The sequence below is a fragment of the Cryobacterium sp. HLT2-28 genome (genome assembly GCF_004402495.1).
Classification (GTDB): domain Bacteria; phylum Actinomycetota; class Actinomycetes; order Actinomycetales; family Microbacteriaceae; genus Cryobacterium; species Cryobacterium mannosilyticum.
In genome coordinates, this window is sequence record NZ_SOFH01000023.1 from 186,079 (window position 1) to 198,227 (window position 12,149).

A 12,149-nucleotide genomic window follows, 5' to 3' on the forward strand; every position below is an offset into this window, starting at 1 on the left:
GGAAATTCAGGTGACGGTCAGCTCGCTGTACATTCCGGCCGAATAGTGTCCGGGCAGGTTGCAGACGACTTCGTAGCGTCCGGGCGAAAGCTTCAGCGTGACCCAGCTTGACGCTCCGGGAGCGATTCCCTCGCCGGCGCCGGCGCCGCAGTTGGAGGATGCCTCGCCGAGATTCCTTTCCTCATCAACCTGGCCTTCACGTGACATGGGCCGGGTGCCGACGACCTGCGAATCAGCCAGGGGGAAGATGACCAATTCGTGGCTGATGCTGCCGCCATTGGTCGCGAGAAAGGACACCGTCCCGCGACCAACGAGCGCTTGATCAATGCTCAGGCGCATCGTTCCACCGAACATTTCCCGGTTGCCGCCACCAGACATCATGCCGGGGCTGTTGCCCATCATGGGGCCTCCCGTATTCGTCAGATCCACGTTCACGACCGTCCCTGGTAGCCGGGGGGTAGGGCATGAGGATCGGGAAGCGAGCAAGGGCAGGGGTTGCCCCCCGCTGAGGGCATTGCCCGCGCCAACAGACAGGCCCGTGAGCCCCACGATTGCCAGCGTTCCGCTTGCAATCGCCGCGGCGATCATCGTCTTCTTTCGCATGATGCACTCCTTCAGCGCGTGGTCGGCGTCATTCCCGAACCCATTCCTGAGCCCATTCCCGGGTCCGCGTGCATGCCCATTCCGGCACCAGGTTCCACGCCCATCCCCATTCCCATTCCCACTCCCATTCCCTCACCCGGGGTGTGTGTCGCGTTCACCATCGTGTCCATGCGAATCTTCAGCTGCGCCACTACTGCGGTCTTCTGATCTGATGTCAGGCTGGTGTTGGTGCCGAGATTGGTCTTGAGCGCCGCGAACATCGCGTCTGTGAGCCCCGAAACAGATTTGCCCTGGGACTTGGCGACCGCCGCGAGCGACTCGCCCGACATCAGCCGGTCCTGCAGCTCAGTCTGGTTCAGGCCGAGGTACCTGGCCACCGCGGTCATCGGGGAATTCTGGCCGAGCATTGTTCCGGACATGTGGCCGAACTGTCGGATTCCGACGGCTGGCGAGGACGTCGACACCGGCTGTGGAGTCGTGCCATCGCCCGCATCCGCCTGAGCGGCGACAACGCCGCCGGTGAGGAGCGCTCCGACCAACCCGAGCCCAACCAGTCCTCCGGTAATGCTCCTTCGGTTCGTTTTCATCTTTCCCAGCCCCTTTCGCATTCAGGCACCGATTGGCGCCTTCACACCAGCATGCGGACGCGGCATGAAGCTTCGACCTCCGGGTGTGTGAAGATTCGATGAAACCCACCGTCTGCGCATTCGTCCTGGCCGCAAAGTCCAGTCACTTCCCGCGCCCCGGCCGTTGCTATCCGTTTCACAGGTACCCGCACCCGAAAGTCGATACTGTGGGAGGGTATACGCGAAGTCAGCGACAGCCATGGACTCGGAGGTGAGATGAAGCTCGATCGCAGTGCACGCTCGACACACCTCAGGCGGCCTCCGCTCCGGTCCTCCCTGGTTGCCTTGCTCGCCATGGCCGCAATGCTGGTCGGTCTCCTCGCCATCAGTTCGACCCATGCAGCGCATGAGACCGGCGGGACCGCACCCAAATCCGCATCGGACCAGAGCCACCGTGCGGATGTCGGTTTCGCCGTAACGGGTATCGCCGCCGCGGGTAGCGCTGCCGCTGCGCTGTCCGTTGCCGCACACTCCGGCTTCGGGATGCTCGGCTGCCTCGACTGCGTGCTGGACTGTGCACTCCTCGCGATCACCTGCACCATTGTGATCGCGCTCACTTCGCTGATCATTCTTGCTCGGTCACCGTCCGTGTATCGTCGGCTGCTCGACGCCGGCGGCCCCGTCGTTCGCCGACTGGGCGGGCCGACACTCGACATCTACTGCCCGAGGCTGACCATACTTTCCATTAGTCGCATTTAGACCGAAACCCTGCGCGCGCCGTCACCAGGACGCGCGGAATCATGCGCCACTCGGCGCTCCGGTTTCTTGAGTCTGACTATGAATGGAAGAAAAATGCTCAAATCACGTACCTATCTCCTCACGGGATTAGCCGTCGCCGCGGCGCTCACGCTCAGTGCCTGCACCAACGGGACAGCCCCCAACGCCTCATCCGACTCCTCCAGCGTCCCCTCCGCCTCCGCCGCCTTCGCGCCGGCTGATGTGACTTTTGCGCAGATGATGATCCCCCACCACGAACAGGCCGTCGAGATGAGCGACAGCATCGTGGCCAAGGACGGAATCGATAAGCGCATTCTCGACCTCGCCACCCATATCAAGGCGGCCCAACAGCCCGAGATCACCCAGCTCAAGGCGTGGCTCCGTGACTGGGGCACCGATGAGGCCAGCACCCAGGGCATGGACGGAATGTCGGGGATGGGCGACGGATCGGACGGAATGATGTCCGATGGCGACATGACGGCTCTCACCGATGCGACCGGCGCGGATGCCGGCAAGCTCTACCTGAAGCAGATGATCGTCCACCACGACGGCGCCGTGAGAATGGCGCAGTTGGAACTGGATGAGGGTCAGAACGTGGACGCGAAGGCCATGGCGTCGAACATCGTGAAAAGCCAGACCGATGAGATCGGCATCATGAAAGACATCCTCGCGACCCTGTAGGGCCCTTCGACACCCGGGGCACCGCGCTGGCGGGCCCGCTCATGCTTCGAACAACAACGTGAATCCTCCAATCCAGGGGCCGTTCACGGTCGGGGCGCCGATCTCGACGGACTTTGGGCCGCGAGTGCCGCCCTGCTACGGCTGCTCGGGCTTCCCCAAGGGACTGGATATGAGGAAGGGTTCCCTCGCTCTCACCGTGGGGCAACCCGTTCTGGTCGGCCAGCTCGTGGGGAACGTCGGCTCGACCGGGCACAGCACCGGACCACACCTTTATTCGAGATCCTGCTCGACGGCACAACACCGACGTATCCATTTGCCTGGCTCACAGAGAAAGTACGTCCCAATGGCGCAAATTAGTTACCACCCGCAAACGTCCAAACGCCCGTTCATCGGGAAATGGGCCGGGGCTATGGTCGCCACGCTGTCGCTGGTCGCCGTCATCGGTGTGACGTCCCCGGCGGCAGCGGGCGAGTATCCGTCGTGGTCAGATGTCGAGACCGCGCGTTCCAGCGAGACGTCCAAGCAGATTCAGATCACCGCACTCAAGGACCTGATCGCAGGGCTCGCGACCGAGGTGGCGACGGCCCGGGACCTGGCCGTTCGACGCGGCGCCGAGTACGAGCACGCACAGGGCGCATTCGACGAAGCCACCTACCGTGCCACCACTCTCCAGAGCCAAGCCGATGACGCCACCCAGCGCGCCGGCCTCTCCCAACAACAGGCCGGCCGATTGGCTGCAACGCTGGCCCGTGCGGGTGCGTCCGATCTCTCGATGACCCTCTTTCTCCAGGGCGAAAACTCCGACGCCCTGCTCTACCAGCTGGGCGCCATGAGCAAGCTCACCGAGCGTTCAACCATGATCTATGACAGGGCAGCAGCGGACCGGAATTCGGCGACCGCATTGACCGACCAGGCGAAGGTAGCAAAGGATGCGCTTGGCGCCTTGGCCAGGAGAGCCGAGACGGCGCTCACCGAGGCCATCGCGGCCAGAGCCGCACTGGAGTCCAAGCTTGCGGAACAGGAAGAGAACGCAGGCACTCTCCAGGCGCAACTCGCGGTTCTCAGCGAAAATCGTGCCGCCACTGAAGCTGACTACGCCAAGGGCGAGGAAGTGCGTCGAGCAGCCGAAGCGGCAGCGGCCGCAGCGGCGGCCGCGGCAGCGGCTGCTGCTGCTGCGTCCAGGGGTGGTGGCGGAGGATCCGCGCTCGATGTCGGTCAGCTCAGCGAGCAAGGCTGGGCGCTTCCCGTGTCTGGCTGGATCAGCGACTCCTTCGGCCCACGCCCCTCCAGACCCGTCGCCGGAGTGGGCGCCTTTCACTACGGAACCGACATTGCTGCCGGGTGCGGGCGAGCGGTATCTGCCGCGACCGGAGGCACGGTCATCTACGCCGGGTATCTGGGAAGCTACGGCAACTGGGTCCTCCTCGACCACGGCAACGGCGTTCAGACCGGCTACGCACACAACAGCCAAATCCTGGTAAGCAATGGCCAGCAGGTTGCCGCCGGCGAGACCATCTCCCTCGTGGGCACGACTGGGGCATCCAGCGGATGCCACTTACACTTCGAGACTCGAGTCGATGGCGCCCGAATCAACCCGGCGCCCTTCATGAGCGCGAGAGGGATCGCCCTTGGATGACCGTCGGCGGAATTCCCGGATCGGGGGAACGGTCGCCCCGAACGCCGTTGCGGACACACTCGACCTTGGCACAAAAGGCCGGTTGTCCGCACGGATACTCGGCCGGATCCCCGACTCCAGCGTCCTCGATGCGCTGATCAAGACCGCGCTCGAACCAGAAGAATGACCATCTCACGGCGGCACACGAGCGCCCGCCGCCCGCGCCAGACCCAGGAAAGCACGCCCCACCCATGACCATTCCCACCAGCATCCCGAGCCCCGACATCAGCTCCATCCAGGTCGGACCCTTCCAGATTCACTTCTACGCCCTGTTCATTCTCACCGGCATCGTTGTCGCCGTGATCCTGACCTCCCGCCGACTCACCCGCCGCGGCGGAGAGCCCGGAATCGTCCTCGACATCACGCTGTGGGCTGTCCCGTTCGGCATCATCGGCGGACGGCTTTATCATGTGGTCACGCATCCGACCGACTACTTTTTTCCCGGAGCGGATCTCTGGAAGACCCTCTATGTGTGGGAGGGCGGGCTGGCAATCTTCGGTGCGATCCTCTTCGGTGGCCTCGGAGCATACGTTGCCTGCCGTCGAGCCGGAGTGCGATTCCTCTCGTTCGGCGACGCCCTTGCCCCCGGTATGCTCCTCGCCCAGTCGTTCGGGCGCCTCGGAAATTACTTCAATCAGGAACTTTTCGGCACCCCCACCACGCTCCCGTGGGGCCTGCAGATCACCCCGTCCCAGCCCGCGTTCCCGACCGGATTGCCCGCGGACACCCTCTTTCACCCCCTGTTCCTGTACGAGATTCTGTGGAACTTGGCCGGCGTCATTATCGTCCTGCTCGCCGAACGTCAGTACAACCTCCGCTGGGGCAAGACCCTCGGCCTCTACCTGATCATCTACGGGGTGGGTCGCACCTGGTTCGAATCCTTCCGGCTCGACCCCACCGAATTCGAGTTGCTCGGGATCAAGATCAACATGATCACAGCCACGGCAGTCGCCGTCGTCGGCCTCATCCTGATCATCGTCCAATCGCGCCGCCATACGGAACCGGAACCAAGCCCATACCTGCCCGGTCGGCAATGGACCTCGCTTCACCAACCGATCACGGAACTCCCACCGACTGCCGCATCCACTGACGCCGACGACGTACCGACCGGCGACGCCACCGGACAGAAATGATGCCGTCGACGAAGAGCAACGATGGGTGAAAACTTCGCCCAAATCGTCCTCAACGGGCAACTGCTGATGGCCATCCCCATCGCCGTGCCGGCCGGCCTCATCTCATTCGCTTCCCCCTGCGTGCTGCCATTGGTCCCCGGATACCTGGCCTACGTCGGCGGCATGGCCGGTCAAGAAGGCGCCCACCCCCGGCGGCGCCGCCTGACCGGGGTCGGCCTGTTCGTCCTGGGCTTCTCGGTGGTGTTCATCTCTTATGGCGCCGCTTTCGGAGCGGCGGGGTACTGGCTGGTCCCCTGGCAAGATCCGATCACCCGCGCTCTCGGAATCGTCGTGATCATCATGGGACTTACGTTCATCGGCGCCTTCTCCACGTTCCAACGCACAGTGAAACCCCGTTTCGCACCGGCCACCGGGCTGGCCGGGGGACCTCTACTCGGTCTGGTCTTCGACATCGGCTGGACGCCCTGCCTCGGGCCGACCCTGACGGCCATTTCACTCCTCAGCCTCGGCACGGGATCCCCTGGGCGAGGTGCCCTGTTGGGGCTGTACTACTGTGTGGGACTTGGAATCCCGTAATGAGCATGAAACACATGCTCAAGGTCTCCCACAGCTCCTACCTCGGCGGCGACGCAGGGGACGCGACATGCCGGCCCATCTCTTCAACGGCAAAACAACCAGTGACGCCGAAGTCCTTGCCAGCCCTCCCGGCAACCGCGTTCGCCTGCGAATCCTCAACGCAGCAGGCGACACCGCCTACCGGGTCGGCCCCGGATGCAGCGGGGCTGCCCACCGTGCTGGAGGGAAAAGTCACCGACGGCGGTCGGCTGAAGGGTCACGAGTCCGTCCTGCTGCCATCCCGGTCGCCCGACCGCGGGCACACCATGCGCCTGACCGGCACCATGGCGAAATACAACTGGGGCATCAACGGCCGTCATTTTGACATGCTGAACCCCTTCGCCGGCGCCTTCGAGGTCGCCGCCACCGACCGCATCCGAGTGAAGATCATCAACGAGACGAAGATGTGGCACCCCATGCATCTGCACGGGCACACTTTCCAAATTGCCGGCAACGGAGCCCGTGAGGACACCGTCATCGTCCGTCCTAACGAAACGGTGGCCATCGAATTCGAGGCGGATGATCCCGGGCAGTGGCTCGCCCACTGCCACAACGCCTATCACGCTGGCCGCGGCATGATGGGTGTCTTCTCCTACGTCCGCTGATCCTCCGGTAGCTGATTGGCAGGACGATCATGGACGGACCACGAAGCCAATGCCCGAAAGGCACCATGTGGTTGTGGAAGTACAGCTGTGCCCAGCCCAACCCAGTCTTGCGGACCTCACGGGTGCACTGTGCTTTTGTTGCGTGGCCCTGCCCTTTACTTTGCCGCCGCGTGAGCGAAAATCAGTCTGTAGAACCACGATCCGAGACACCAATGGGTGGTGGCGAGGATTGTGCCTCCGAGAGCGACCATTCCTCCCAGCACGAATCCCAGCGCTGCCAATCCGTAGTAGAAGGACAAGGCTGAACCTACAATCAGCACAGTAGACAGCAGGTAGGAAAACCGTCGTGGACTGGGCGTGGGGGGAAGCGCCGGAGCACGAAACAGATGGCGGACGCCCAAGTTATAGACCAGGTCGAGAATCATGCCACGGGGGAATAGTGCCCCGGTGAGAGGAACGATTGCCCCCACACCCAGAAATATAGGCGACTGCAAGACCAATCCGACAACGATCAAGACAGTGCCAATTGCCGGTGTGAATCGTAGGGGCCGCGAGTAGCAGGACTTGGCGTCATCATCGAGGCCTCCAAATCCTTGCTTATCCAAGTTTGTCTTCGTGAATTCTCTCAGTGCCGCCATCTTCAATTCCCTAGTGCTGGGCATGGATTACCCCATGTAGCCAACAGGGGCTGTTCGCCTTCTTAGTTGAAAGTCTGCAAAGTCTTAAACTACCGCAGTCCGCTGAATAGCCAGGCTGGGCGTTCGCCGAAGCTGAGTCGTCCTGTGACCTTATCCCCACGATCCGCCTGTCTCGGCGTCGGCGACGATCTTGACGAAGCCGCGAATATCCCGGTTGACTACGGCCCGGGGACGTATTCCAACGGCAGGACCCGGCAAACACATCGGATGCCGGTCGCGTCCCCGGCGCCCTAGATTCGCGGGTTCGAGCTGGTCAACATGATGTTGACCACAATCTCGCCCCTCTCCCCCAGGTTGACGCGGACCGCGGGCACGGTGGAATAAACGTTGAATATACGTTGAGTGCATCAAGTCTTGGCTTTTCCATGAGGACAAAAAAACCTGATCAGACCGCGCTCGTGGTGCCCCCGGTTGGAATCGAACCAACGACAAGCGGATTAGAAGGCCGCTGCTCTATCCACTGAGCTACGGGGGCGGGGAAAGCGGTTCAACGATACAGCAGACGGCCCGCCGGGTTGGTCACAGGGCCTTCGCGATTGCCACGAGCACCTGGGAGAGGGTGGGCACGCCGGTCGCCCGGAACACCTCCGCCCCGGCGGAATCATGCACGATGACGGTCGGCGTGATCCGGATGCCGCTGGCCTCGGCCTCCGCGGTGTCCCTGGCCACGTCGAGCTCCCGTACGTGCGCCTGGGGAACCAGGCGCTCCACCTCAGCCAGCACCGCCCTGGTCTGCCGGCACGGCTCACAGAACGCGGAAGAAAAGTAGGTCAGTTCCATCAGGGGTTCCCTTCCAGACGGTGCCGGGGCAACGTATCCGTGCCGTCGACGGTGTCGGAACCAGTCTAGGTCGGCGCGGGGCCGCTCCCCCAGGGCCGGTCGGTGGCCGCCGCTAGACTCGTCACATGACAAAAAGTAGTGACCGGTTGGTTTGGATTGACTGTGAGATGACCGGTTTGGACCTGGATTCGGACGAACTCGTGGAAATCGCGGTCGTGATCACCGACTACGACCTCAACATCATCGACCCGGGCCTCGACATCGTGATCAAGCCGAACGATTCCGCCCTGGCCAACATGGGTGACTTCGTTCGGGAGATGCACACCTCCTCCGGGTTGATCGAGGAGATCCCCAACGGGGTCAGCGCGGCCGAGGCCGAGTTCGAGGTCCTCGAGTACGTGCTGAAGTTCATCCCGGCCGAGCAGAAGGCCCCGCTCGCGGGCAATTCGATCGGAACCGACCGGGCCTTCCTCTCCAAGTACATGCCACGCCTGGACAACCAGTTGCACTACCGCAACGTCGACGTGTCCTCGATCAAGGAACTCGCCCGCCGCTGGTACCCGCGGGTGTACTTCAACGCGCCGGCCAAGGACGGCGGTCACCGCGCCCTGGCCGACATCCTGGAATCCATCCGCGAGCTCGCCTACTACCGCCAGACGGTCTTCGTGACCGACCCCGGGCCCACCAGCGACCAGGCGAAATCGCGCGCGGCCGAAGCCGTGTCCACATTCAGCCCAAACGTGTAATAGAATTCTTGAGTTGCCGCTGCTTCTTCGGGAGAAGCGCAACACATGGTGGTTGTAGCTCAGTTGGTAGAGCGTCCGGTTGTGGTCCGGAAGGTCGCGGGTTCAAGCCCCGTCAGTCACCCCAATGTCGCAGAAGCTCCACCTCGGGTGGAGCTTCTGCGTTTAAGCCCCGAACATGGTCCGGTTCCGGCCGGCCTCCATCACGATCCGGTTGTCATTCCCGGCACTGTGTCCTCCGGCAGCGCTCCCTCCCAGCCGGCCTCATAGACTCCGGGGGAATCCTTCCGTTCCGGCTCCGCGCCGCACACTCGACGGGTGGGGGAAAACAGACGAAGGAGTCTCCATGCGCGTGCGCTATGCAGTCCCCGCAGTCGCGGCCCTGGCCGCGCTGCTCTTGACCGGTTGCGTCAACAATTCCGCCGGTTCGCCGGGCGGCTCCACCGGGACCGCGACCGGCACCGCCGTGGGCAAGGATGACACGGCCGCGGCCCTGCTGCCGAAGGAGATCACCGCAGCCGGCGTTCTCGTGATCGGCACGAGCCCGAACTACTCCCCGAACGAGTTCAAGGACGACTCCGGCAACCCGATCGGCTGGGGCATTGAATTGACCGATGCTCTCGCCGCCAAGCTCGGCCTCACCGCCGAATACAAGGTGGCCAACTTCGACACCATCATCCCGAACATCATCGGCGGCAAGATGCACGTCGGTGAGTCTTCGTTCACCGACAACGTCAAGCGCGAAGAGCAGGTCGACTTCGTCAATTACTACACGGCAGGCATCCAGTGGGCATCGGCCAAGGGGAAGTCCGTCGACCCCGAGAACGCCTGTGGGCTGACGGTTGCCGTGCAGGCCACCACCTACGAAGACACCGATGAGATCCCGGCGAAGAGCGATGCCTGCGTCGCGGCCGGGAAGCCACCGATCACCAAGTTGAAATTCGACACCCAGGACGCTGCGACCAACGCCGCCATCCTCGGCCAGGCCGACGCGTTCAGCGCCGACTCGCCCGTCACCCTCTACGCGATCTCCCGTACCGGCGGCAAACTGCAGACTGCCGGGAAGACGTTCGATGTCTCGCCCTACGGCCTGGCCGTCGCCAAAGGGGCGCCACTGGCCAAGGCCGTGCAGGCCGCCCTTCAGTCGATGGTCGATGACGGTTCCTACGCAGCGATCCTCGACAAGTGGGGCGTCGCCGACGGCGGGCTCGACACGATCACGATCAACGCCGCGGCGAACGGCTAGGCATCCCGATCGCCCCGCGCCCGTGAGATGCTGAACGGATGCTGCAACTGGGTCCCGAGGAGTTCGAAAGTCTGGTTATCGACGAACTCGATCTCCTGCCCGACGATATGGTCGACGGGCTCGACAATGTGATCTTCGTGGTCGAGGACCGCCCGGAAGACGGCGAACTGGACACCCTGGGTCTCTACGACGGCGTGGCGCTGACCGAGCGCGGCCAATACGGGTTCGGCGAGATGCCCGATCGCATCGTGGTGTTCCGCGAACCGCTCCTCGAGCTGTGCGCCGATCTGGACGACCTGCGCGACCAGGTGCACATCACCCTCGTGCATGAGATCGCGCACTACTACGGCATCGACGACGACAGGCTGCACGACCTCGGCTGGGGATGACCGGCGCTTGCTAGCCTGAACCCATGAACAGATTCCGACCTGGCCGTTTCATCGGCATCACGGTCGGCGCGCTCGCTATCCTGCTGATCGGCGTGTACGGCCCGGCGACCCTCCTCGGCCCGCTCCCGGCCGCGACCGCCACTCGGTTGACCCCCGCGCTCAACGACGCCACTCCGTTCCCACCCGTGCTGCCCGCTCAGGGAGGCAGCGCCATCGTCGCCCTCGACACCGCAGCCCCTGGCGCGACAACACCGGATGCCTCCGCGATAGCGAAGACCGCCCCGATCGCCGTCGGCGGCAACGCAGACGCACTGCCGATGGCGTCGGCCGCGAAGATCGTGACCGCGCTGGTGGTCCTGGACGCGAAGCCCCTGGCAGCCGGTACCGCGGGTCCGAAGATCCCGATCACCACCGCCGATTACCAGGACTACATCGACTACGGCAACTCGGGCGCGCGCACCGTCGTCGTCTTCCCCGGTGAGCTGTGGACGGAGACGGAGCTGCTCCAGGCGATGGTCCTCGGCTCCAGCAACAACCACGCCGACACCCTCGCGCGCTGGGCGTTCGGCTCCATCGACGCCTATGTCGCGGCCGCCAACACCTGGCTGACCGCGCACGGCCTGGACGGCACGACGGTCGCCGACGCCAACGGCCTCCACGACGCAAGCGCCGGAACGGCCACCGACCTGGCCCGCCTGGCCGGCATGGCCGCCTCCGACCCGGTCATCGCGGGAATGCTCTCCCAGCCCCCGTCGGCGCTGGTCGGCCAGCGCGGCGTCGACAACACCACGGCCTATCTGCCCGACGAGGGCATCACGGGCGTGTCCCGCAGCTACACGGATGCCGCCGGCGTCTGCTTCCTGTTCACCGCCCGTGTCAGCAGCGATGAATCCGTCTTCACCTTCTCCGGAGCGGTGATCGGCGAACCCGACTACGACACGCTCAAGACGGATCTCACCGCGTTGATGGAGAGCGCCCGCTCCGGGGTCAGCGAGCTTCCGGTGCTGGCCAAGGGAGACGCCTACGTGCGGTTCAGCACCCCGTGGGGCGCCGCCTCGTCCGGAACGGTGCGCGCCTCGAAGACCCGGTTCGGCTGGCAGGCCCAGGCTCCCGGGGCGGCCACGGTCACCCTGGACACCTTCTCGACGGGGCGGGCGGGGCGCACCATCGGCCGGGTGTCGGTCGAAGCGGCCGGCACCCCGGTCTCGGCGCCGCTCGTGCTCGACCGCACGATCAGCGCACCGGGTCCGGGCTGGCGCCTATTGAATCCGGTCCCCATGATCACCGCGCTGCTGGCGGCGCGCCGCTAACCCTCAGGACTGACGGACGGCCCCTGCTGGCCGTCATTGCTGCCCGACAATCCTGTTCGTCAGTCCTGTTCGTCGGTCGGCAGGTACGGGTCGCTGTCGCCGGCATCGAAGCGGTAGCGCACGTGCAACCGGCCCTGCACGTCGCGTTCGTCGACCTCGTCGTACCAGAACAGGGCTTCGATGCCCTCGACGGCGGCGAGCATGCTGATCCGGGAATCGTGCTTGCCGTGCACGAGGACGCGTGAATCGACCTGCCCCTCGAGGGGACCGTCGATGAACTCCGCCGTGTAGAGGACGTTGTGGGTTTCGGGGCTGGCCATGTCTCCAA

General features: G+C 64.3%; 15 protein-coding genes and 2 tRNA genes. 11 read left to right on the forward strand and 6 right to left on the reverse strand.

Annotated elements, in window-relative coordinates:
• Positions 1–6: 6 nt before the first annotated feature.
• Both E3O48_RS12295 and E3O48_RS12300 read right to left on the reverse strand, forming a co-directional pair.
• Complete coding sequence (locus E3O48_RS12295; RefSeq protein ID WP_241982517.1) at positions 7–603, reverse strand: sulfocyanin-like copper-binding protein; 597 nt, start codon at positions 601–603, stop codon at positions 7–9.
• An 11-nt stretch (positions 604–614) separates the two neighbouring features.
• On the reverse strand, positions 615–1,022 hold the full coding sequence (locus E3O48_RS12300; RefSeq protein ID WP_134539176.1) for a hypothetical protein: 408 nt from the start codon (positions 1,020–1,022) through the stop codon (positions 615–617).
• Positions 1,023–1,445: 423 nt separating this feature from the next.
• On the opposite strand from E3O48_RS12300, the gene E3O48_RS12305 reads away from it, so the two are divergent.
• The 6 genes from E3O48_RS12305 to E3O48_RS12330 all read left to right on the forward strand — a co-directional run bounded on the left by E3O48_RS12305 (position 1,446) and on the right by E3O48_RS12330 (position 6,655).
• Entirely contained in the window at positions 1,446–1,928 is a 483-nt protein-coding gene (locus tag E3O48_RS12305) for a hypothetical protein (protein WP_134539177.1), read from the forward strand.
• Between the two features lie 93 nt (positions 1,929–2,021).
• A complete protein-coding gene (locus E3O48_RS12310; RefSeq protein ID WP_198413067.1) occupies positions 2,022–2,627 on the forward strand; it encodes a DUF305 domain-containing protein in 606 nt (201 codons plus the stop codon).
• A gap of 409 nt (positions 2,628–3,036) precedes the next feature.
• The gene (locus E3O48_RS12315; protein WP_134539179.1) at positions 3,037–4,263 is read left to right on the forward strand and encodes a M23 family metallopeptidase; all 1,227 of its coding nucleotides are present in this window, start codon (positions 3,037–3,039) and stop codon (positions 4,261–4,263) included.
• A 230-nt stretch (positions 4,264–4,493) separates the two neighbouring features.
• The gene (gene lgt / locus E3O48_RS12320) at positions 4,494–5,435 is read left to right on the forward strand and encodes a prolipoprotein diacylglyceryl transferase (RefSeq protein ID WP_134539181.1); all 942 of its coding nucleotides are present in this window, start codon (positions 4,494–4,496) and stop codon (positions 5,433–5,435) included.
• 21 nt (positions 5,436–5,456) lie between these two features.
• A complete protein-coding gene (locus E3O48_RS12325; protein WP_134539183.1) occupies positions 5,457–6,011 on the forward strand; it encodes a cytochrome c biogenesis CcdA family protein in 555 nt (184 codons plus the stop codon).
• Positions 6,011–6,655: a multicopper oxidase domain-containing protein gene (locus E3O48_RS12330; protein ID WP_241982518.1), complete on the forward strand. Its 645-nt coding sequence runs from the start codon at positions 6,011–6,013 to the stop codon at positions 6,653–6,655. Before E3O48_RS12325 ends, E3O48_RS12330 begins: the two co-directional genes overlap by 1 nt.
• 155 nt (positions 6,656–6,810) lie before the next feature.
• On the opposite strand, the gene E3O48_RS18360 is transcribed toward E3O48_RS12330, so the two are convergent.
• From E3O48_RS18360 to E3O48_RS12345, 3 genes are all read right to left on the reverse strand, one after another.
• Positions 6,811–7,317 (reverse strand): DUF4395 family protein, encoded by a 507-nt coding sequence (locus tag E3O48_RS18360; protein WP_134539185.1) that lies wholly within the window; start codon positions 7,315–7,317, stop codon positions 6,811–6,813.
• Positions 7,318–7,752: 435 nt separating this feature from the next.
• Positions 7,753–7,828 (reverse strand) — tRNA-Arg (locus E3O48_RS12340).
• 44 nt (positions 7,829–7,872) lie between these two features.
• Positions 7,873–8,133: a thioredoxin domain-containing protein gene (locus E3O48_RS12345; protein WP_134539186.1), complete on the reverse strand. Its 261-nt coding sequence runs from the start codon at positions 8,131–8,133 to the stop codon at positions 7,873–7,875.
• Between the two features lie 125 nt (positions 8,134–8,258).
• Here E3O48_RS12345 and orn point away from each other — a divergent pair, with 125 nt between their 5' ends.
• From orn to E3O48_RS12370, 5 genes are all read left to right on the forward strand, one after another.
• A complete protein-coding gene (gene orn, locus E3O48_RS12350; protein ID WP_134507113.1) occupies positions 8,259–8,879 on the forward strand; it encodes an oligoribonuclease in 621 nt (206 codons plus the stop codon).
• A gap of 48 nt (positions 8,880–8,927) precedes the next feature.
• Positions 8,928–9,003, forward strand: a tRNA-His gene (locus tag E3O48_RS12355).
• Positions 9,004–9,222: 219 nt separating this feature from the next.
• A complete protein-coding gene (locus E3O48_RS12360) occupies positions 9,223–10,122 on the forward strand; it encodes an ABC transporter substrate-binding protein (protein ID WP_134539188.1) in 900 nt (299 codons plus the stop codon).
• Positions 10,123–10,160: 38 nt separating this feature from the next.
• Complete coding sequence (locus E3O48_RS12365) at positions 10,161–10,511, forward strand: metallopeptidase family protein (RefSeq protein WP_134507109.1); 351 nt, start codon at positions 10,161–10,163, stop codon at positions 10,509–10,511.
• A 23-nt stretch (positions 10,512–10,534) separates the two neighbouring features.
• A complete protein-coding gene (locus E3O48_RS12370) occupies positions 10,535–11,821 on the forward strand; it encodes a D-alanyl-D-alanine carboxypeptidase family protein (RefSeq protein WP_134539190.1) in 1,287 nt (428 codons plus the stop codon).
• A gap of 59 nt (positions 11,822–11,880) precedes the next feature.
• Here the strand turns inward: E3O48_RS12370 and E3O48_RS12375 are convergent, their stop codons facing one another.
• Entirely contained in the window at positions 11,881–12,141 is a 261-nt protein-coding gene (locus E3O48_RS12375; protein ID WP_134507105.1) for a hypothetical protein, read from the reverse strand.
• Between the last annotated feature and the right edge of the window lie 8 nt (positions 12,142–12,149).